This is a genomic window from Kluyvera sp. 142486, from assembly GCF_046569695.1.
Lineage (GTDB): Bacteria > Pseudomonadota > Gammaproteobacteria > Enterobacterales > Enterobacteriaceae > Kluyvera.
Genome location: NZ_JBKHUI010000002.1, coordinates 1 through 19,217 on the forward strand (window position 1 = coordinate 1; position 19,217 = coordinate 19,217).

A 19,217-nucleotide genomic window follows, 5' to 3' on the forward strand; every position below is an offset into this window, starting at 1 on the left:
CAGTCCAGGGCATAGCGAGTCTCCTCTTCTATGCCAGTTATAACTGTTACCCATGTATCCGGTCTAAAGTGTTACCTATGTTTCCGGTTCATACCGCAGCGCCATCCGGCAATGTGCCGCATCATGCCGGATGGCGCTTCGCTTATCCGGCCTACGGCTTATTCGATGCTCGAAATCTAACCAAGCACCGCCGTGCCTAACCGGCAGGTACAGCAACGCCGCCCCTGCTCGTCAAAAACGACAATCTCCCAGCTCTGACTCTGACGCCCCAGATGCAGCGGCTGGCACACCGCCCGAACCTGCCCTTGAGAGACCGGGCGGTGGTGAGAGGCGTTAAGCTCGGTGCCTACCACACACTGCCCTTCGCGGGTCATCAGAAAACCCGCCATCGAGCCCAGCGTCTCCGCCAGTGCCGCCGATGCGCCGCCGTGCAGCAGGCCAAACGGCTGATGGGTACGGCTATCCACCGGCATCACCGCTTCCAGGCTGTCGTCACCGATATGGGTATAAACAATCCCCAGATGCGCCACCATGGTGTTCTCACTGGTGGCGTTCAGTTCATCGAGGGTTAAATGACGTTTCCAGATCATCCTACGCTCCCAGCGTTGAGCCGCCATCCACCACGATATCCTGCAGCGTGATGTGGCTGGCGCTGCTCGACGCGAGGAACAGAATGGTATTGGCGATTTCCTGCGGGCGGGCAATTTTCCCCAACGGAATGCCGAGCTTAAACTGCTCGCCAAAGCCGCGAATACGCTGCTGTTCGGCATCGTCGCTGACCCACAGTACGCGCTGCATATCGGTGTCGGTCGAACCCGGCGAGACGATGTTACAGCGCACGCCGGCGCTGGAAAGTTCCAACCCGACGGTCAGCGCCAGGCTTTTCAGCGCCGCCTTCGACGCACCATACGCGCTCATGCCGATACGCGGCGTATGCGCCGCGTCGGATGCCACGGTGACAATCGCCCCGCCCTGCTGACGGCGGAACTGCGCCATCGTCTGCTGGAACAGGTTGAACGCGCCGCCGACGTTGACCGCAAAGGTCTGCTGCCAGTCTTCCAGGCTCAACGCATCCGTAGCGCCCATCCGCAAAATTCCGGCGGCGTTGACCAGCACGTCCAGCCGCTCAGTGGTGGCGAGCAGGCGTTCGCACACCTGCGCCACCTGCTGGGCATCCGCCACGTTCAGCACTTCGGTGGCGAACGGATAATCCTCGCCGTCGAAGGCCAGGTCGAAGCCCGTCACCTTCGCGCCCGCTTCCACAAACGCCAGCGCGGTAGCGTAACCGATACCTTTCCCGGCCCCGGTCACCCACACGGTCTGGCCGTTAAAATCGAACCCGGCCATTACTTCACCTCGCGGGAGAGCAGCGCCCACCAGGCGTCGATGCTTGGATTTTTTGCCAGCATCACAAAGTCGATATCGCCGTGCACCTTACGCCAGCGAGCGGCCAGCGCCATCATGCGCACGGAGTCGAGACCGTAATCAATCAGGTTATCATCGTCGAGCGGCTCGTCAGATTCATCCAGCAGCGGCAGCACCAGCGCACGCAGCGCCGCTTTGCTGGTTGGGACAGACGGCAGCAGCTCATCGGTCATCACCACGCGGCCGCTACGACCGGCAACGTATTTCAGCGACATCAGGTGCTCATCGCGGCTAAAGTCCGCCAGCGCATCGGCGACAAAGAACGGCTTAATGTCGCGCATAAACGCGTCGGTGGCGGTGGTCATGCAGCCAATGTGCGCATACACGCCGGTGATGATCAGCTGATTACGCCCGGTCTCTTTGAGCATCTGCTCCAGCGGCGAGCGGTGGAACGCGCTGTAGCGCCACTTCACCAGCACGGTATCCTGCGTATCTGGCGCCAGCGCCGCAATCACCTGCTGCTGCTCCGGTGAACGGGTCAGCCCCGGCCCCCACATATCGTTCAGCAGCGCGCGGTCTTCATCGCTCTGCTCTTTCGGCTGGGCGGTGTAGTACACCGGAATGCCGTTTTTCTTACAGAAATCACGCAGCGCGGCAATGTTCGCCACCACGGTCTCCATCATTTCGCTATCGTCGCCCCAGAAGTTGAGGAAATACTCCTGCATATCGTGGATCAACAGCGCGGCGCGCGAGGGTTCAAACGCCCAGTTAACCTTGTTCTCGGGAAGATCCAGCGCGGTTGGCAGCGCGTAGCCCTGTAGTTTTGGAATCGCCATGTTGTTCTCTCCTTCAGCCCTGCGAGCGGCTCGCTAGCCACTGACGTAATTGTTTTTTATCGACTTTCCCGACGTGGGTCAGCGGCAGTTCATCTACGCACTCGACGCGGTCAGGCAGTTTAAATTCGGCCACGCCCTGCTCGCGCAGGAAACGGCGGACGGCCACGGCGCGCAGGGGTTCTTTCACCACCAGATAGGCGCAGCTTTTCTCGCCGAGCAGGCTGTCTTCCATGCTCACCAAGGCCGCGTAGACCACCGCGTCATGACGCAGCAGCAGGTTCTCGATCTCTTCGGCGGCAATCTTCTCGCCGCCGCGGTTAATCTGATCTTTCTCGCGCCCTTCCACGGTGATGTAGCCATCTTCGTCGATGGAGATAAGATCGCCCGAGCAATAAAAGCCGTCGGCATCAAAGGCGCTGGCGTTATGCTGCGGGCTCTTGTAGTAGCCGCGGAAGGTGTACGGGCCACGAGTCATCAGGCGACCCACTTCACCGCGCGGCAGCGGGTTGCCGTCGGCATCCGCCACCCACACTTCGTCGTCCGGGCACATCGGGTAGCCCTGGGTGTTGAGGATCTTCTCCTCTGCATCGTCCAGACGGGTGTAGTTCACCAGCCCTTCCGCCATGCCGAAGACCTGCTGCAGCTGGCAGCCAATCTCCGCCGGAATACGTGCCGCCAGGGTCGCAGACAGACGCGCGCCGCCCACCTGGAGCAGCGTCAGCGAACGTAGCTGGGCGTTGCTCCCCCACTCGGTAATCGCCTGCAACCACAGGCTGACCGCAGGCGGCACCAGCGCCGCCACGTTGACCTGATGCTTTTCAATCAACGGGAAGCAAAGCGTGGCGCTTGGGTCAGCCGCCAGCACCACCGTGCCTTGCGCCAGGAACACACCCAGCGCACCAGGCGAGCTCATGGCGTAGTTATGCGCCGACGGGATCGCGCACAGATAGCGCGTCTGCGCATCAAAGCGGCAAATCTCATTACTGCGGCGAATGCTGTAGTAATAGTCGTTGTGGGTGCGGGGGATAAGCTTCGGCGTGCCGGTACTGCCGCCGGAAAGCTGAAAAAAGGCCACTTCGTCGGCGGCGGTGGGCGTTGGGGTAAAATCAACGGCCGGACGCGCAATCGCCGCTTCCAGCGCGTGTTCACCCTCGCCTTTGCGCAGCAGCACCATGCGCAGGGAGCGATGTTGTTCGCAAAACGCGTTGAGGAAACTATCGTCACTAAACAACGTATGCGAACGGTCAGCAATCAGCGCCGCCGGGGCAATCTGCTCGGCGTAGGCGTTCAGCTCGCTGCGCTGATGGCTGAACAGCGCGTTCACCGGCGCCACGCCCAGTTTCAGCAGCGCAAACAGCGTGATGTAAAACTCGACGATATTGCCCAACTGCACCAGCGCGGTTTCGCCACGCTTAAGGCCTTTGTGCTGCAACGAAGCCGCCAGGTTATCGACGTAATGATTCAGCTGGCGATAGCTAATCTGATGGTCGCCATCAATCACCGCAACCGCGTCGCTGTCCGCGTGGCGGGTCAGCATTTCGGTGAGCGGCAGATCCTGCCAGTAGCCTTTTTCGCGGTAGCGCGCCGCCAGCGCATCCGGCCAGCGGGTAAATTCCACGGTCATTCTGATTCCTTGCCGCCTATCCCTGTAGGCGTAATTGTTGAAGCCAGTTTGACATCGGACAGCGTGCAGAAACCGGAACGTACACATAGTACGTGAGGATTTCGAGCACTGCCCGGCGCCAAAATGGCGAATAAAATAGCCTAATGGGATAGGCTCTTAATGCAGGCCGAAAACATTTAGCATGGTCGAAAGTTTGACGCCGGTTTCACGCCACTCGGACTCCGGCGATGACGCCGGCACAATGCCCGCCCCGGCAAACAGACGCACGCTATTGGCTTTAACGCGCGCGCAGCGGATAGTCACTACCCACTCGCCGTTACCTTCGGCGTCACACCAGCCGACAATGCCGCCGAACAGGTCTCGCTCGAACGGCTCCAGTTCAGCAATCAGCTGCTTCGCCGCCTGATGCGGGAAACCGCTCAACGCCGGCGTTGGGTGCAGCAGGCAGGCCAGCGTCAGTGCGTTTTCTTCCGCTTTGGCCTGGCCTTCAATTGGCGTCGCGAGGTGCCACAAGGTTGGCGTGGTGATCAACTGCGGCGTGCTCGGCAGCGTAAGCTGCAGGCTGCGCGGTGCCAGCGTCTTTTTCATCGACTGGGTCACCAACTCATGCTCGTGACGGTCTTTTTCTGAAGCCAGCAGGCGATTACCCGCTTCGCGATCCAGCATGTCGTCCGGCTGACGGCGCGCGGAGCCCGCCAGCGGCAGAGAATGGAACATCGCCCCTTCTTTACGCAGCAGCAGTTCCGGGCTCGCGCCCAGCAGCACGCCGCCATCCGGCAGCGGCACGTGAAAGTTAAAGCTCGCCGGGTTTTGCGCCACCAGACGCTCCAGCAGCGCGCCGCTGTCCAGCGTCTGCTCGGCTTCAATATCAATCAGGCGGGAAAGCACCACTTTATTGACCTGCGGGGTCGCAGTCAGCGCCGCCGCGCGGGCTACCATATCGAGGAACAGCGGGCTTTCGGGGATTTCACGGCGCGCCACAACCGCCAGCGGATCGCGCGAGGCGTGATAGCGGGAAGAGTGTTGCTTTGCGGTACGCGAAAACGCGTCACAGCGTTCAGGGATATACAGCGCGGAAGGCTGCGTGGTGTCGAACGGGATGGCACCGACCATCACCGGATTGGCAATCCCGGCGGCTTTGGCTGCGGCAAACGCCGAGGCTAGCCCCTGCTGGAATGCGCTATCTGGCGCATCGCCGCCTTCAGCCGGGCAGGTGAAGCGCTGAAAGCAGCCCGAGGTGGTAAAACTACGGAACGGCGACATAAAGAAAAAGCTATCGGCCGAGAGCGTAGCCTGGTGGTGTTGTTCTTGTGTATCCGCAGCAAGTGACGTTTCCATATCATCCTCCAAAAACGATAAAGATATTACGAATAATTATCATTTATATTTTGGTTGGGTAACCTAAAAGTAAACGCCTCGTATGTCAACAGCGCTAAGCAGCATCTTGTGCTTAATAAAAAGCGCGTAGCCCTGATATTGCCCTGCCCCGACGATGGAAGAGGGCTTGCATCCAGCGCGAACAATAGTTGAAAATGAGAAGCATTAACCAATAACAATCAGGATGCTTATTCGTGAATTTCTCCGCTTTATGGCGCACCGTCGCGCTCATCGCCGGTTTCAGTGTTTTAGGAATATCCTCAGCCCAGGCAGCCGAATGGCCGCGCCAGATTAGCGACAGCCACGGCGTCCACACGCTGGAGCACAAGCCGACGCGCATCGTTTCCACCAGCGTCACCCTCACCGGTTCTCTGCTGGCGATTGATGCGCCGGTGATTGCTAGCGGCGCGACTACACCTAATAACCGCGTAGCCGATGATCAGGGCTTCCTGCGCCAGTGGGGCGACGTCGCAAAAGCGCGTAAGGTATCCCGTCTTTATATCGGCGAACCAAGCGCTGAAGCCGTCGCCGCACAAATGCCGGACCTGATCCTGATTAGCGCTACCGGCGGCGACTCCGCGCTGGCGCTGTACGACCAGCTCTCCACCATCGCCCCAACGCTTATCGTTAACTACGACGATAAAAGCTGGCAGGCGCTGTTAACCCAGCTTGGTACCATTACCGGGCAGGAGAAGCAGGCTGCCGCGCGTATAGCCGAGTTTGATAAGCAACTGGCGACGGTGAAACAGCAGATGAAACTGCCGCCGCAGCCGGTAAGCGCGCTGGTCTATACCGCCGCCGCGCATAGCGCCAACCTGTGGACCAGCGAGTCCGCGCAGGGGCAATTCCTCTCCCAGCTCGGCTTTACCCTTGCTACGCTGCCGGAAGGTCTGCACGCCAGCCAAAGCCAGGGTAAACGCCACGACATCATCCAGCTTGGCGGTGAAAACCTGGCAACCGGTCTGAACGGTAACAGCCTGTTCCTGTTCGCCGGTGACCAGAAAGACGTGGACGCGATCTACGCCAACCCGCTGCTGGCGCACCTGCCCGCGGTAAAAGAGAAACAGGTTTACGCGTTAGGCACCGAGACGTTCCGCCTTGATTATTACAGTGCGACGCGAGTGTTAGCACGGTTGTCGGCGCTGTTTGGTTAAGCTCCGAGCCGTTCCCGGCGGCGCTTCGCCTGGCCGGGCTACACGGTTTCAGTAGGCCGGATAAGGCGAAGCCGCCATCCGGCATCCCGGACGAAGCGTTTACGCCGACTCCGGGATCTCGCGCCGGAACCGTCGCAACTCGCCCAGCACCAACAGCAAAATCCCACCAACCATCGCCAGCCCCCAGCCGCTCACGCTTGCCGACGCCACCGGGGTCAACATCGCCCCCAGCCCGCCGAGCAGCGCCGCGCCGATGGCATCACCGGTGACGTTCTGCGCCGTCCACAGCCCGTTAATGCGCCCGAGCATCGCTTCCGGCGTCTGGGTCTGAATCAAGGTATATTGCAGCAGCGAACTGATGGCGCTCAGCCAGCCAAACAGCGCCAGACAGACCATCCCCAACGCCCAGTGCGGCATCATGGCAAACAGCCCGATCGCCACAAACGCGCCAACCGTCGCCAGCAGCATGATCCAGCCCGGACGCTCGTTCTGCGCTAGCCTTCCGCTGGTGAGCGCACCAAAAGCCGCCCCCAGTGGGATAGCCGCATACAGCAGGCCAATCTGTGCCGCCGACATCTGCCAGCCCTGCGCCAGCGCGGGATAAAGCACGCGCACGGCGCTGGCCATCGTCACCAGCCCGCCCAGCAGCGCAATGCCGCCAATCAGCGGGCTACCGAGCAGAAAACGGAACCCGGCCACCAGGGAAGAGAACGGATGTTCGCGCTTCTGCGGCGGTGGCGGCAGCTGCGGTAAACGCAGCAGCGTCAACGTGGTGATAAAAGTACCCAGCGCCGCCAGCAGGTAGTTCCACGACACGCCACCGGAAGCCAGCAGCAGGCCGCCGACCATCGGCGAAATCACCGAACCCAGGCGCACCGTCAGCATGGTGATCGCCCCGGCCTGCATCAGGTTTTCACGCCCCACCAGCGCAGGCGTCGCGGCCAGCAGCGCCGTTACGCCCAGCGAGGCAAAGAAACCATCCCATAATCCCAGCAGATAAATCGCCACCAGCGACGGCTCCGGCAGCAGCGCGTTCAGCCACAGGCCGATAAACCCCACGCCGCAGGTACCGCGCGCCAGCAGAATCAGCTTGCGGCGCTCGTAGCGATCAGCCAGCACGCCGCCGACCATCAGCCCGACAAACATCGCCCCGCCGGTCAGCGTGACCGAAAGCCCCACCTGCCAGGTGGAGTGGGTCATCATCTGGATTTGAACGGGTACCGCCACGCCGAGCAGGCCAAGCGAGAGAATGGAGATAAAGCGAGCAATAAAGACGGCGCGAAAGGCCGGATGCGTTTTTAGCAGGCTCAGATTCAGCAGCCAGGATTGTCGATTCATTACAAAACCTTGAACGTTTTTTCTTACCCTTTCCGAGGGCGCTCATGCTAACATAAGCGAATAAGATAGATAACGATAATTACTATCATTATCAAATCAGGGATGTCGCCATGTCGTTTTCCACCCCGGTGCTGCGCGCCCTTGCGCTGCCTGGATTGTTGATACTGCTGTTTCTCGCCGCCACGCTCAGTTTATTGATTGGTGCTAAGCCGCTCCCGGTTCACGTCGTTATCGACGCGCTTAGTGGCACCTGCCAGGGCGCCGACTGCACCATCGTGCTTGATGCCCGACTGCCGCGAACGCTGGCCGGTCTGCTGGCCGGTGGCGCGCTGGGGCTTGCCGGGGCGCTGATGCAAACCCTCACCCGCAACCCGCTTGCCGATCCCGGCATTCTTGGCGTTAACGCCGGCGCTAGCTTTGCCATCGTGTTAGGGGCAGCGCTGCTCGGCATTACTTCGCCGCAGGAACAGCTGGCGATGGCCTTTTGCGGCGCCTTGGTGGCCTCATTAATCGTCGCCTTTACCGGCAGCCAGGGCGGCGGCCAGCTTAGCCCGGTGCGCTTAACGCTGGCAGGCGTGGCGCTCGCCGCCGTGCTGGAAGGTTTCTCCAGCGGCATCGCCCTGCTCAATCAGGATGTCTACGATCAGCTGCGCTTCTGGCAGGCCGGTTCATTGGATATTCGCACCCTGCAACCCCTGAAAACGGTGCTGATCCCGGTGCTGATTGCCGGTGCCGTCGCGCTGATGATGAGCCGCTCGCTTAACAGCCTGAGCCTGGGTGCCGACACCGCTACCGCGCTCGGCAGCAAAGTGGCACGCACGCAAATTATGGGGCTGCTGGTGATCACCATTCTGTGCGCCAGCGCGACCTCGGTGGTAGGCCCGATTGCCTTTATCGGCCTGATGATGCCGCACATTGCCCGCTGGCTGGTGGGTTCAGATCACCGCTGGTCGCTGCCGGTTACACTGCTCGCCACGCCGTCGCTGCTGCTGTTTGCCGATATTATTGGTCGCCTGCTGGTGCCAGGCGAACTGCGGGTCTCGGTGGTCAGCGCCTTTATCGGCGCGCCGGTGCTGATTTTCCTCGTCCGCCGTAAATCGAACGGAGGTGGCCGATGAACGCCCCTTCTCGTCGTCTGGTCGCCAGCTGTCTTCTGCTGGTCGCCGCATGCCTGCTGCTCACGCTGCTGAGCCTGCGCAGCGGTGCGGTTACGCTGGAATTTTCCCAAATCTTCGCCGCGCTGTTCGGCGACGCGCCGCGCGCCATCACCCTGGTCGTGACCGAGTGGCGTCTGCCGCGCGTGTTGATGGCGTTATTGATTGGCGCCGCGCTCGGCGTCAGCGGCGCGATTTTCCAGTCGCTGATGCGCAACCCACTGGGCAGCCCGGATGTGATGGGCTTTAACACCGGGGCGTGGAGCGGCGTATTGGTGGCTTTGGTCTTCTTCGGCCAGAACCTCACCACCATCACCCTCGCCGCCATGGCAGGCGGCATCGCCACCTCGCTTATCGTCTGGGCGCTGGCGTGGCGCGACGGTATTGAAACCTTCCGGCTGATTATTATCGGCATCGGCATCCGCGCGATGCTGATGGCTTTCAACACCTGGCTACTGCTGCGCGCATCGCTGGAGACCGCCGTCTCCGCCGGGCTGTGGTTTGCCGGTTCGCTTAACGGCCTGACGTGGGCCAAAATCTGGCCCGCCGCACCGATGATGGTCATCGCCCTCGCCTGCTCAGCGCTGTTGGTACGCCGTCTGCGCCTGTTAGAAATGGGCGATGACAGCGCCTGTGCGCTGGGGGTTCGCGTCGAGTGGTCTCGTCTGCTGCTGATGCTGGTCGCCGTGGTGTTGACCGCCACCGCCACCGCGCTGGCCGGGCCAATTTCCTTTATTGCGCTGGTCGCCCCGCACATCGCCCGCCGCCTCTGCGGCACCGCGCGCTGGGGTCTTACCCAGGCGGCGCTCTGCGGCGCGCTGCTGCTGGCCGCCGCCGATTACTGCGCCCAGCAGCTGTTCTTGCCTTACCAGCTTCAGGTGGGCGTGGTCACCGTTAGCCTTGGCGGTATCTACCTCATCGTGCTGCTTATTCAGGAGTCTCGTAAAAAATGACCGACACCGTCGCTCGCCTGCGCGGCGAGGGGTTAACCCTTGCCTACGGTAAAAAGACCATCGCCGAGTCGCTGAACGTCACCATTCCTGACGGTCATTTCACCGCCATTATCGGCCCCAACGGCTGCGGAAAATCAACGCTGCTGCGCACGCTCAGCCGCCTGATGACGCCGGTTCACGGCCATGTCTATCTCGACGGTGAAGAGATCCAGCGCTACGCCAGCAAAGAAGTAGCGCGTCGCGTCGGCCTGCTGGCGCAAAACGCCACCACGCCGGGCGATATTTCGGTACAGGAGCTGGTTGCGCGTGGCCGCTATCCGCATCAGCCGCTGTTTACCCGCTGGCGGCAGGAAGATGAGGACGCGGTGCAGCGTGCAATGAAGGCCACCGGCATTATTAATCTGGCAGGTCAGAGCGTGGATACCCTCTCCGGCGGCCAACGTCAGCGCGCGTGGATAGCCATGGTGCTGGCGCAGGATACGTCGATTATGCTGCTTGACGAGCCAACGACCTGGCTTGATATCAGCCATCAGATTGACCTGCTGGAGTTATTAAGCGAACTGAACCGCGAGCGCGGCTATACGCTGGCGGCGGTGTTGCACGATTTAAACCAGGCGTGCCGCTACGCGACGCACCTGATTGCACTCCGTGATGGAAAAATTGTGGCGGAAGGCGCGCCGAAAGAGATAGTCACTCCGGCGCTGATTGAGGCGATTTACGGCCTGCGCTGCATGATTATTGATGACCCAGTGGCAAATACGCCGCTGGTGGTGCCACTCGGGCGGCGATAGTACTCCCTCTCCCTTCCAGGGAGAGGGCCGGGGTGAGGGTACATCGCGCATATTTCCCCTCACCCTAACCCTCGCCCCAAAGGGGCGAGGGGATCAAACCGGACGCGCTTTCCGGACGGAGAAAAATCGTACACCTACCCCAATATCTCCCGCATCACCGGCCCAATCGCCTCAAATGCCGCAGGCGTAATGATGTCGACGTGTGCACAATCCTGACTGTACACCTCCAGCTCACCCACCCACGGCCCCCAGGCCGCCTGCGGGTCCGCCTGGCGGGTTTTCTCAGCGACAAACAACGTCGCTTTGCCATCAAACGTCGCGCTGTGCGCGGTGGTCAGCAGGCGCACGGCGTCGGCGTAGTTGCCTTCAATTGCGCTGAACAATTCACTGGAGCCTTGCCCCTGCTGGGCAGCGATAAACGCTTCACGCTCGCGGTCAATCTCTGCCAATACCGCCGGGTCGAGACCGTTAGCCTCTTTTTCCGCCCAGTTCTGCGTTTCCGGCGGCCAGGTATCCAGCAGGCCGAGGAACGCCACCGCTTCACCGCGCTGACGTAAACGCGCGGCAATACCCTGCGCCAGCGTACCGCCGAGCGAATAGCCGAGCAGGTAATACGGCCCGTGCGGCTGCTGGGCGAGCAAGGTTGCCAGATGATGCTCGCACACTTCGTCCAGCGTCGTGGCGGTCTGCATTGGCCCTTCCGGGCGCGGCGACTGAATGCCGGTAATCGACCAGCGCGGTGACAGATAGCGCGACAGTACGCTGAACTGCCAGGCAAAACCGGATGCTGGATGGAAGCAAAACAGCGTCGGGCCATCGCCGGTGCGCAGCGGCAGCAGCGGCTCATAGCCCAGACGCTGCGCCTGCTCGTCGTCGCTATTTTCCAACAGCGCGCTGAGCTGGCCGACGGTCGATGACACCATCACCTGCCCCGGCGTCACCTTGCGCCCGGTTTGCTGGCTCAGCGTGGCGGCAAGCCGCATGGCGAGCAGCGAGTGGCCGCCAAGCGCGAAGAAATCGGCGTCGATATCCTGAATGTCGCAGCCGAGCAGTTGGCTGAACGCCGCGGCGACCTGCACTTCGGTTGCCGTTTGCGGCGCGCGGCCGCTGGTTTTCTGCGTCAGCGACGGCAGCGGCAGCGCTTTACGATCCAGCTTGCCGTTGGCGCTCAGCGGCAGTTCGCTCAGCTGTAACAGCACCACCGGCACCATGTGCGGCGGTAGCTGTTCGCACAGGCGAGCCAGGAGCGCATCGGTATCTAGCGGTAGACCGGAAATCGACACCACATAGCCCACCAGCTGGCGGGCATCGCCGCCGGTAGCTGCCGCCTGATTGATAACACAAGCATGCGTCACCGCCTGCTCCACGTCCGGCAGGCTCTGCATCACCCGGTCGATTTCGCCAAGCTCGATGCGCTGACCGCGGATTTTGAGCTGATCGTCGCTGCGGCCGAGATATTCCACCGCACCGTTATCCAGCCAGCGCGCCACGTCGCCGGTACGGTACATCCGCTCGCCGGGGGCAAACGGGTCGGCAATAAAGCGGCTGGCGGTGAGATCCGGTCTGCCCAGATAGCCCTGCGCCAATTGAATGCCGGTGAGATAGAGATCGCCCGCCACGCCAAACGGCACCGGGCGCATCATGGCGTCGAGGATACGCAGGCCGGTATTCCATACCGGGAAGCCAATCGGCACGCTGTTACCGGACACCGCCGCCAGCGTTTCACCGTAGGCCGGGTACCAGCTCACGTCCACCGCCGCTTCCGTTGGCCCATATAGGTTGTGCAGCGGCACGTGGGTCAGCACTTCCCACTCGCGGCATAGCGCGGTCGGCAGCGCTTCACCGCTACAGAACACCCGCTGTAGCGAGCAGCAGCTATCCACCGTTTCCGGCGTCAGCGACGCCACAAAAGCCGCCAGCATCGACGGCACGAAATGGGTCGTGGTGACGCCGTAGTCGGCAAAGAAGCGCTGCATCGCCAGCGGGTCGCGGTGCGCTTCCGGCTCGGCCATCACCAGGCTTGCGCCGGTAATAAACGGCCACCAGAATTCCCATACCGAAACGTCAAAACTGCACGGGGTTTTCTGCGCCACCACGTCATCGGCGGTCAGCGGATAGTGATCCTGCATCCACAGCAGGCGGTTAACGATAGCCTCATGGCCGACCATCACCCCTTTAGGGCGGCCGGTTGAGCCTGAGGTAAAGATGATATAGGCCGTCTGTTCCGGCGTCGCCAGCGCGAGCGGTTGGTCATCGCCCGCCGCCAGCGGCGCGTTCAGGCACAGGCTGTCGATATTCGGGAAGCGGTGCAACTGATCGGCGGCGGTGATCAGCAAGGTCGGGCGCGCGTCTTCCAGCATCATTTGCAGGCGGTCGTCCGGGTAGCCGGTATCGAGCGGCAGCCAGGCCGCACCGGCCTCAACAATGGCGTGCAGCGCCAGCGTCAGGAATACCGAACGCGGCAATGCGACGGCGACGCTATCACCGGGCTTCACCCCGCGTTCACGCAGGATGTTTGCCAGCGCGACCACCTGCTGGCGCATCTCGCGGTAGGTGAAGCGATAGTTCGCGTCCACCAGCGCTACGGCATCCGGCGTTTTCGCCGCCTGCTCAGCCACCAGCGAACTGAGCGTGGCGCGCGGCAGGGATTTTTCGGTAGCGTTAATTTGCGCCAGACGCTGATATTCGTCAGGCGAAAGCAGTTCTGCATCGGCACACATCAGCGCTGGATTATCGGCGAACTGCTGTAAAAGTGCGGTTAAACGAGCGATATGCTGGTGCAACGTCGCTTCATCATAGCGCTGCTGGTTGGCTAGAATTTCCAGCGACAGGCCGCCCTCTTCATCGGGGAACAGCGCCAGCTCAAGATCGTTGACCGGCCCGGTGGCAAGCGTATGCGTTATTGCCTCAACGTCGGCGAAACCGAGACGATAATCAAACATCTTGACGTTAAATACCGGTCCGAACAGCGCTTCATCGCCTGCCGCTTTTCCGGCATCGCGCACAATCTGCTCTGCATCATAGCGCTGATGGCGGCGCATCTTTTTCAGTTGCCCGGAGAGGCGAGTGGCTAGCTCCGGCAAGGTTTCCTGACCGTTTAGCGTCACCCCCAGCGGCAGCACGTTAAGCACCGGCCCGGTGGCCGTTAGCGCGGCCGATCCCATGCGGCGCATAAAGATAAACCCGGCGGCATAATCGCTGCGCCCGCAAAGACGACCCAGCCAGAGTGCCACCAGCGCCAGCGCCAGGTCCGCGGGCTGGCACTGCGGAGCGGAGACGGTCAGGCGGGTAAACGCCCGACGGTCGGCGGTGAGCTTCAGCCGCCAGATAGCGGTGCTTTGCGCGCGACCCGGCAGCGGCGCAGAGGAGAGCGAGGTCGGAGACGGCAAGGCTTTACGCTGCTCGGCCCAGAAGGTTTTATCGCGCTGGAACGCCTCGCTGTCACGGTAGCGTTGATACTCGTCCACTACTTCGGTAAACGGTGTGAACGCTGGTTCCGGCAGCGTATCACCCGTGACCAGCGCCTGGTAAATCAGGCTTATCTGGCGCGTTATTGCCGGGAAGCTGAAGCCGTCTACCAGCAGATGATGGTAACGCTGATACCAGAACCACTGGTTTTCGCCCACGCGGAAAAGCTGATGGCAATAGAGCGGGTTGCCGCTGTCAACGCGGCTATTTTGCGAGAGGTCACGCTGCATCAGGGCCAGCGCCGCCTGCTGTGGGTCAGACTCACCGCGCAGGTCGTGGCACGCCGGTTCGGCAATCGCCATGCTTTCATCCAGCCACTGCCAGACTTCGCCGTTCTCTTCGCTAAAGCGCATGCGCAGCGTGTCGGCCTGATTCAGACCCATCACGATAGCGCGCGCCAGCAGGCCGCCGTCAATCTTCCCGTTCAGCTCAACGTAGTGCGCCACGCTCCAGGCGTTAGGTAATGTCGACAGCGCTTCCGCCATCCAGATCCCCGGTTGAGCGGCAATCAGCGGTAAACGCGGGCTCATGAGCGGCCTCCAGCGGCGGAGAAATGGTCAGGATAAAGCGTCGTCCAGTTATGGGTGAGCCAGGCGTTGCATGCCTCAAGTGGCTGCGGCTCGCAGACCACCGTCCAGCCTTCCGGCACTGAACACTGCTGGGGCCAGAGGCTGAACTGCCGTTGAGGATTTTGCAGAAGGTAAAACTGCCCTTGCGCCACGTCGAAGGGGTTACTGACTTGCATACCAAACTCCTGTCGTTAATCGCGCGTTGCCGCCTGGGGGTTCCAGAGCGTTATCAGCCCGGCGGTCAGCCCGCCGCGCCAGCAAAGCGCATCATGTCCGCCATCAACCTGATGCCAGAAAATCGGCTGCTGTGTGCGCTGTAACTGCGCCAAAAGCGCCTGGTTGGCGCGAAAAATAATCGGTTCACGGATGCCCGCTTCCAGCACAATCCGCAGCCCCTGCGGGTTCAACTCACCGCTTTCAAGCTGCTGTATAACTTCTCCGGTCTGCTGCCCGCCGCGATGCGGCCACCAGTACGAGCCCGACTGGCTAAGCACGCAGCCAAAGCGTTCCGGCCAATGCAGCCCGGCGTAAAGCGCAGAGAGACCGCCGAAGCTTTGCCCGGCAACGATCGTCCGGTCAGCGCGGTTGCTGAACGGCGCTATTGTCTGTACCTGCGGCAGCAATTCCTGCTGCACCGCCAGCCAGAAATCCGCATTGCAGGGCAGTTCGACGCTGCGGAGCGCGTTATCAATCACGTCAATCAGCAGATAGACCGCGGCGGGCAGTTTTTTGGCTTCGGTGAGCGAGGTTAACGCGGGCCATACCGGCATGCTTTCGGCCCAGAACTGGCCGTCGAGCAGCACCGCCAGCGGTCTCTCGGTTTCGTTGACGTCGCCGGTGGTAAAAATCCACACCCGACGCTGGTTACCCAGCCGTTCGCTTTGCCAGGTGATGCACTGCGGTTCGGGCCAGATTGTCGCAGGTGCAGACCAGCCGGGCTGTTCCGGGGCCTGCGGCATTTCCAGCGCGGAAACCGCATGGCCGCGCCCGCCCTTCCAGCTTTGTGGATTCAGCGGGTCAGAGATGGCCTGCGGCAACAGCTTGCGCCAGCCTTCGCGCAGCTTCTGACGATCGGGCTCGGCGGCGGTAAAAATGTCAGGGGAGAAATCATCGTCGCGCTCGCTGGGAGCAAAGCAGTAGCTGCCGCGCCAGGTGGATGGCAGCGTGGTTGTCCAGCGCCAGACGTCGGTATCGGGAACACGTTCAAGAGTCTGCGGGGCAGAGTTGTGGTGGTGATCGGTGACGCCGGTAATGTAAATCCATACCCGGCGAATAGGCGATGTAAGCGGGCCTCCAGCAGGGTCGCGCCACCAGAACGTGACACGATAATTATCATCAACCCGTTCATATTGTGGGCCTTTTATGGTTTCCCACCACGCATCACTTCCTGTTGCTAACTTTTCCACCACGTTAACCCCATGTTTCTTGTGGAATTTATTTTTACATCTTAAAATTTATTGATAATATTATTGATAACTATTTGCATTTGCAATAGCGTATTGCCGCGCACTTTCACATGCTTCTGGCATACAACCTTGCCGCGTCTCCCCTTTTGGGAATGGATCACGACGGGACGTTGGCGACGAAAAGCAGGACACACAATGAATAATAAAATCAAATCCCTGGCCTTCCTGGTCAACCTGGGTATTTATGGCGTTGCATCTCCGGCTTTTGCCGCCGAGACTACCAGCAATAAAGACGTCGACGGTGAAACCATGGTCGTGACCGCTGCCGAGCAGAACCTGCAGGCACCGGGCGTCTCCACCATCACCGCCGACGAAATTCGCAAGCGCCCACCGGCTCGCGATGTTTCTGAAATCATCCGTACCATGCCGGGCGTTAACCTGACCGGTAACTCCACCAGCGGCCAGCGCGGTAACAACCGCCAGATCGATATTCGCGGTATGGGTCCGGAAAACACCCTGATTCTGATCGACGGCAAGCCGGTCACCAGCCGTAACTCGGTCCGTCAGGGCTGGCGTGGCGAGCGTGATACCCGTGGCGACACCGGCTGGGTGCCGCCAGAAATGATTGAACGCATTGAAGTCCTGCGTGGCCCAGCGGCTGCTCGTTACGGTAACGGCGCGGCGGGCGGCGTGGTGAATATCATCACCAAAAAAGGCGGTGATGAGTGGCACGGTTCCTGGAACACCTATTTCAACGCACCGGAGCACAAAGAAGAAGGCTCCACCAAGCGTACTAACTTCAGCCTGACTGGCCCGATGGGCGAAGGTTTCAGCTTCCGCCTGTACGGTAACCTCGATAAAACGCAGGCCGATGCCTGGGACATCAACGATGGGCATCAGTCAGAGCGTACCAAGGCCTACGCCGATACGATGCCAGCCGGTCGTGAAGGGGTGGAAAACAAGGACATCAACGGCCAGCTGCGCTGGGACTTTGCCCCGATGCAGTCGCTGGAATTTGAAGCGGGCTACAGCCGTCAGGGCAACCTGTACGCTGGAGATACCCAGAACACCAATAACGACAACACCGGCAAAGGCCTGGTGAAAAAATACTACGGTAAAGAGACTAACCGTATGTATCGCCAGAACTATGCGCTGACCTGGAACGGCGGCTGGGATAACGGCATCACCACCAGCAACTGGGCACAGTACGAACACACCCGTAACTCCCGTCTTGGTGAAGGTCTGGCCGGTGGCCTGGAAGGGCTGTTTAACAGCGACCAGTTCAGCGATACGGATCTGGCTGATGTGACGCTGCACAGTGAAATCAACATTCCATTCGATTTCGTGGTGAATCAGAACCTGACACTGGGCACCGAGTGGAACCAGCAGCGTATGAAGGACTCCAGTTCCAACACGCAGACCTTTATGGGCGGTAATATTCCGGGCTACAGCAGCACCGACCGTAGCCCGTATTCTCAGGCGGAGATCTTCTCGCTGTTTGCTGAGAACAACATGGAAGTGACCGACAGTACCATGCTGACCCCGGCGCTGCGCTTCGATCACCACAGCGTCGTGGGTAACAACTGGAGCCCATCGCTGAACCTGTCTCAGGGCTTAGGCGATGACTTCACGCTGAAAATGGGCATTGCTCGTGCTTATAAAGCACCGAGCCTGTATCAGCTCAACCCGAACTACATTCTGTACAGCAAAGGCCAGGGCTGTTACGCCACCGGCGCAGCTACCGGCATTGGCTGTTACATGCTGGGTAACGATGACCTGAAGGCCGAGACCAGTATCAACAAAGAAATTGGTCTGGAGTTCAAACGTGACGGCTGGCTGGCGGGCGTGACCTGGTTCCGTAACGATTACCGCAACAAAATTGAAGCGGGTACCACTCCGCTGAGCCGCACCTCCATTACCAGCGGCACGACCACCACCTACACCGACATCTACCAGTGGGAAAATATTCCTAAAGCGGTGGTTGAAGGGCTGGAAGGGACGCTGAACGTTCCGGTAAGCGAGACGGTGAGCTGGACCAACAACATCACCTACATGCTGCAAAGTAAGAACAAAGAGACCGGCGAACGTCTGTCGATCATTCCTGAGTACACGCTGAACTCTACTCTGAGCTGGCAGGTTCGTCAGGATGTGTCGCTGCAGTCTACCTTTACCTGGTACGGCAAACAGCAGCCTAAGAAATATGACTACCAGGGCAAACCGGTTACTGGCACCTCCGCCTCAGAAGTCAGCCCGTACAGCATCGTGGGCCTGAGCGCGACCTGGGACGTCAACAAAAACGTCAGCCTGACCGGCGGCGTGGACAACGTCTTCGACAAACGCCTGTGGCGTGAAGGTAACGCCCAGACCGTGAGCGACACCAAAACCGGTGCCTACATGGCCGGTGCGGGTGCTTACACCTACAACGAACCGGGCCGTACCTGGTACATGAGTATCAACACCCACTTCTGATAATCTGTTCTTCCCCTCCCCCTCCGGGGAGGGTTTTCAGGAGCCCTATGCTTACCCACCACAGCACGTTTCACGCCATTCAGCGTATCGACTTCCAGCCTGAAACCTTCGTACCGCAGGATCTGCTGTGGCTTCCCCATCACGCGCAGCTTTCCCGTACGGGTAAAAAACGTCAAACCGAGCATCTGGCCGGGCGCATTGCCGCCGTTTACGCACTACAAACCGTAGGTGAGAAATCAGTGCCAGGCATCGGAGAAAACCGTGAGCCGCTTTGGCCAGCCAGGATTTTTGGCAGCATCAGCCACTGTGGGCATACGGCACTGGCTATTGTCTCCCGCTTGCCCGTCGGAATTGATATGGAAGAAGCGCTAACTGATTCGCTTGCTGAATCTCTCGCAGACCAGATAGTTGATGGCCCAGAACTCACTTATCTCCGTGCCAATACGCTCCCCTTCCCACTGGCGTTGACGCTGGCCTTTTCCGCAAAAGAGAGTTTGTACAAAGCCCTTTCCGCCCATTACCCTCATCTGCTCCATTTTTACGATGCCGCCGTTACCCATCTTGACGCACAGCGCATTACCCTGCACGTCCCGACGATTAAACGCACGTTCACGCTTAACTGGTATGCCGCTGATGCCCAACGCATCATCACCCTATACCATCAGCCATAAATATGACCAGCCATCGAAAATACCGAACCAACCGCCAGTCAT

General features: G+C 60.4%; 15 protein-coding genes. 6 read left to right on the forward strand and 9 right to left on the reverse strand.

Going from position 1 to position 19,217, the window contains the following annotated elements; all coding sequences use genetic code 11:
- Nucleotides 1-176: 176 nt before the first annotated feature.
- The 5 genes from entH to entC all read right to left on the reverse strand — a co-directional run bounded on the left by entH (nt 177) and on the right by entC (nt 5,163).
- On the reverse strand, nt 177-590 hold the full coding sequence (gene entH / locus ACLGE8_RS02270) for a proofreading thioesterase EntH (RefSeq protein ID WP_185669593.1): 414 nt from the start codon (nt 588-590) through the stop codon (nt 177-179).
- A 1-nt stretch (nt 591) separates the two neighbouring features.
- On the reverse strand, nt 592-1,347 hold the full coding sequence (gene entA, locus ACLGE8_RS02275; RefSeq protein ID WP_410996114.1) for a 2,3-dihydro-2,3-dihydroxybenzoate dehydrogenase EntA: 756 nt from the start codon (nt 1,345-1,347) through the stop codon (nt 592-594).
- Nucleotides 1,347-2,201 (reverse strand): isochorismatase family protein, encoded by an 855-nt coding sequence (locus ACLGE8_RS02280; protein WP_410996116.1) that lies wholly within the window; start codon nt 2,199-2,201, stop codon nt 1,347-1,349. The genes entA and ACLGE8_RS02280 overlap by 1 nt, the downstream gene beginning before the upstream one ends.
- A 13-nt stretch (nt 2,202-2,214) precedes the next feature.
- On the reverse strand, nt 2,215-3,825 hold the full coding sequence (gene entE, locus ACLGE8_RS02285) for a (2,3-dihydroxybenzoyl)adenylate synthase EntE (protein WP_410996118.1): 1,611 nt from the start codon (nt 3,823-3,825) through the stop codon (nt 2,215-2,217).
- Nucleotides 3,826-3,981: 156 nt separating this feature from the next.
- Entirely contained in the window at nt 3,982-5,163 is a 1,182-nt protein-coding gene (gene entC, locus ACLGE8_RS02290) for an isochorismate synthase EntC (RefSeq protein ID WP_410996120.1), read from the reverse strand.
- A 233-nt stretch (nt 5,164-5,396) separates the two neighbouring features.
- Here entC and fepB point away from each other — a divergent pair, with 233 nt between their 5' ends.
- Nucleotides 5,397-6,356, forward strand: a complete 960-nt coding sequence (gene fepB, locus ACLGE8_RS02295) for a Fe2+-enterobactin ABC transporter substrate-binding protein (protein ID WP_410996122.1) — start codon at nt 5,397-5,399, stop codon at nt 6,354-6,356.
- Between the two features lie 99 nt (nt 6,357-6,455).
- Here the strand turns inward: fepB and entS are convergent, their stop codons facing one another.
- Nucleotides 6,456-7,694 (reverse strand): enterobactin transporter EntS, encoded by a 1,239-nt coding sequence (gene entS, locus ACLGE8_RS02300; RefSeq protein WP_410996124.1) that lies wholly within the window; start codon nt 7,692-7,694, stop codon nt 6,456-6,458.
- Nucleotides 7,695-7,804: 110 nt separating this feature from the next.
- On the opposite strand from entS, the gene fepD reads away from it, so the two are divergent.
- The 3 genes from fepD to fepC are packed head-to-tail and all read left to right on the forward strand — an operon-like array spanning nt 7,805 to nt 10,592.
- Entirely contained in the window at nt 7,805-8,812 is a 1,008-nt protein-coding gene (gene fepD / locus ACLGE8_RS02305; RefSeq protein ID WP_410996126.1) for a Fe(3+)-siderophore ABC transporter permease, read from the forward strand.
- Nucleotides 8,809-9,801, forward strand: a complete 993-nt coding sequence (gene fepG / locus ACLGE8_RS02310; RefSeq protein ID WP_410996128.1) for an iron-enterobactin ABC transporter permease — start codon at nt 8,809-8,811, stop codon at nt 9,799-9,801. The genes fepD and fepG overlap by 4 nt, the downstream gene beginning before the upstream one ends.
- Nucleotides 9,798-10,592: an iron-enterobactin ABC transporter ATP-binding protein gene (gene fepC, locus ACLGE8_RS02315; RefSeq protein WP_410996130.1), complete on the forward strand. Its 795-nt coding sequence runs from the start codon at nt 9,798-9,800 to the stop codon at nt 10,590-10,592. The genes fepG and fepC overlap by 4 nt, the downstream gene beginning before the upstream one ends.
- 134 nt (nt 10,593-10,726) lie before the next feature.
- Here fepC and entF read toward each other — a convergent pair whose 3' ends face one another.
- From entF to fes, 3 genes are read right to left on the reverse strand one after another with little or no spacing between them, the layout of a single operon-like run.
- Complete coding sequence (gene entF, locus ACLGE8_RS02320) at nt 10,727-14,590, reverse strand: enterobactin non-ribosomal peptide synthetase EntF (RefSeq protein WP_410996132.1); 3,864 nt, start codon at nt 14,588-14,590, stop codon at nt 10,727-10,729.
- Nucleotides 14,587-14,805 carry an MbtH family protein gene (locus ACLGE8_RS02325; protein WP_410996134.1) on the reverse strand — a complete coding sequence of 73 codons (219 nt, stop codon included), beginning with the start codon at nt 14,803-14,805 and terminating at the stop codon, nt 14,587-14,589. Before ACLGE8_RS02325 ends, entF begins: the two co-directional genes overlap by 4 nt.
- Before the next feature lie 15 nt (nt 14,806-14,820).
- Nucleotides 14,821-16,035 carry an enterochelin esterase gene (gene fes, locus ACLGE8_RS02330; protein WP_410996136.1) on the reverse strand — a complete coding sequence of 405 codons (1,215 nt, stop codon included), beginning with the start codon at nt 16,033-16,035 and terminating at the stop codon, nt 14,821-14,823.
- Nucleotides 16,036-16,230: 195 nt separating this feature from the next.
- On the opposite strand from fes, the gene ACLGE8_RS02335 reads away from it, so the two are divergent.
- Together ACLGE8_RS02335 and entD are read left to right on the forward strand one after the other, a co-directional pair.
- Nucleotides 16,231-18,504 carry a TonB-dependent siderophore receptor gene (locus ACLGE8_RS02335; RefSeq protein WP_410996138.1) on the forward strand — a complete coding sequence of 758 codons (2,274 nt, stop codon included), beginning with the start codon at nt 16,231-16,233 and terminating at the stop codon, nt 18,502-18,504.
- A 47-nt stretch (nt 18,505-18,551) separates the two neighbouring features.
- Nucleotides 18,552-19,175, forward strand: a complete 624-nt coding sequence (entD, locus tag ACLGE8_RS02340; protein WP_410996140.1) for an enterobactin synthase subunit EntD — start codon at nt 18,552-18,554, stop codon at nt 19,173-19,175.
- The last annotated feature ends 42 nt before the right edge of the window (nt 19,176-19,217 follow it).

What these genes read in the sequence shown, in the direction of transcription:
- entH (WP_185669593.1), bottom strand. Translation starts at nt 590, where the DNA reads ATGATCTGGAAACGTCATTTAACCCTCGATGAACTGAACGCCACCAGT.
- entA (WP_410996114.1), bottom strand. Translation starts at nt 1,347, where the DNA reads ATGGCCGGGTTCGATTTTAACGGCCAGACCGTGTGGGTGACCGGGGCC.
- ACLGE8_RS02280 (WP_410996116.1), bottom strand. Translation starts at nt 2,201, where the DNA reads ATGGCGATTCCAAAACTACAGGGCTACGCGCTGCCAACCGCGCTGGAT.
- entE (WP_410996118.1), bottom strand. Translation starts at nt 3,825, where the DNA reads ATGACCGTGGAATTTACCCGCTGGCCGGATGCGCTGGCGGCGCGCTAC.
- entC (WP_410996120.1), bottom strand. Translation starts at nt 5,163, where the DNA reads ATGGAAACGTCACTTGCTGCGGATACACAAGAACAACACCACCAGGCT.
- entS (WP_410996124.1), bottom strand. Translation starts at nt 7,694, where the DNA reads ATGAATCGACAATCCTGGCTGCTGAATCTGAGCCTGCTAAAAACGCAT.
- fepD (WP_410996126.1), top strand. Translation starts at nt 7,805, where the DNA reads ATGTCGTTTTCCACCCCGGTGCTGCGCGCCCTTGCGCTGCCTGGATTG.
- fepG (WP_410996128.1), top strand. Translation starts at nt 8,809, where the DNA reads ATGAACGCCCCTTCTCGTCGTCTGGTCGCCAGCTGTCTTCTGCTGGTC.
- fepC (WP_410996130.1), top strand. Translation starts at nt 9,798, where the DNA reads ATGACCGACACCGTCGCTCGCCTGCGCGGCGAGGGGTTAACCCTTGCC.
- entF (WP_410996132.1), bottom strand. Translation starts at nt 14,590, where the DNA reads ATGAGCCCGCGTTTACCGCTGATTGCCGCTCAACCGGGGATCTGGATG.
- ACLGE8_RS02325 (WP_410996134.1), bottom strand. Translation starts at nt 14,805, where the DNA reads ATGCAAGTCAGTAACCCCTTCGACGTGGCGCAAGGGCAGTTTTACCTT.
- ACLGE8_RS02335 (WP_410996138.1), top strand. Translation starts at nt 16,231, where the DNA reads ATGAATAATAAAATCAAATCCCTGGCCTTCCTGGTCAACCTGGGTATT.
- entD (WP_410996140.1), top strand. Translation starts at nt 18,552, where the DNA reads ATGCTTACCCACCACAGCACGTTTCACGCCATTCAGCGTATCGACTTC.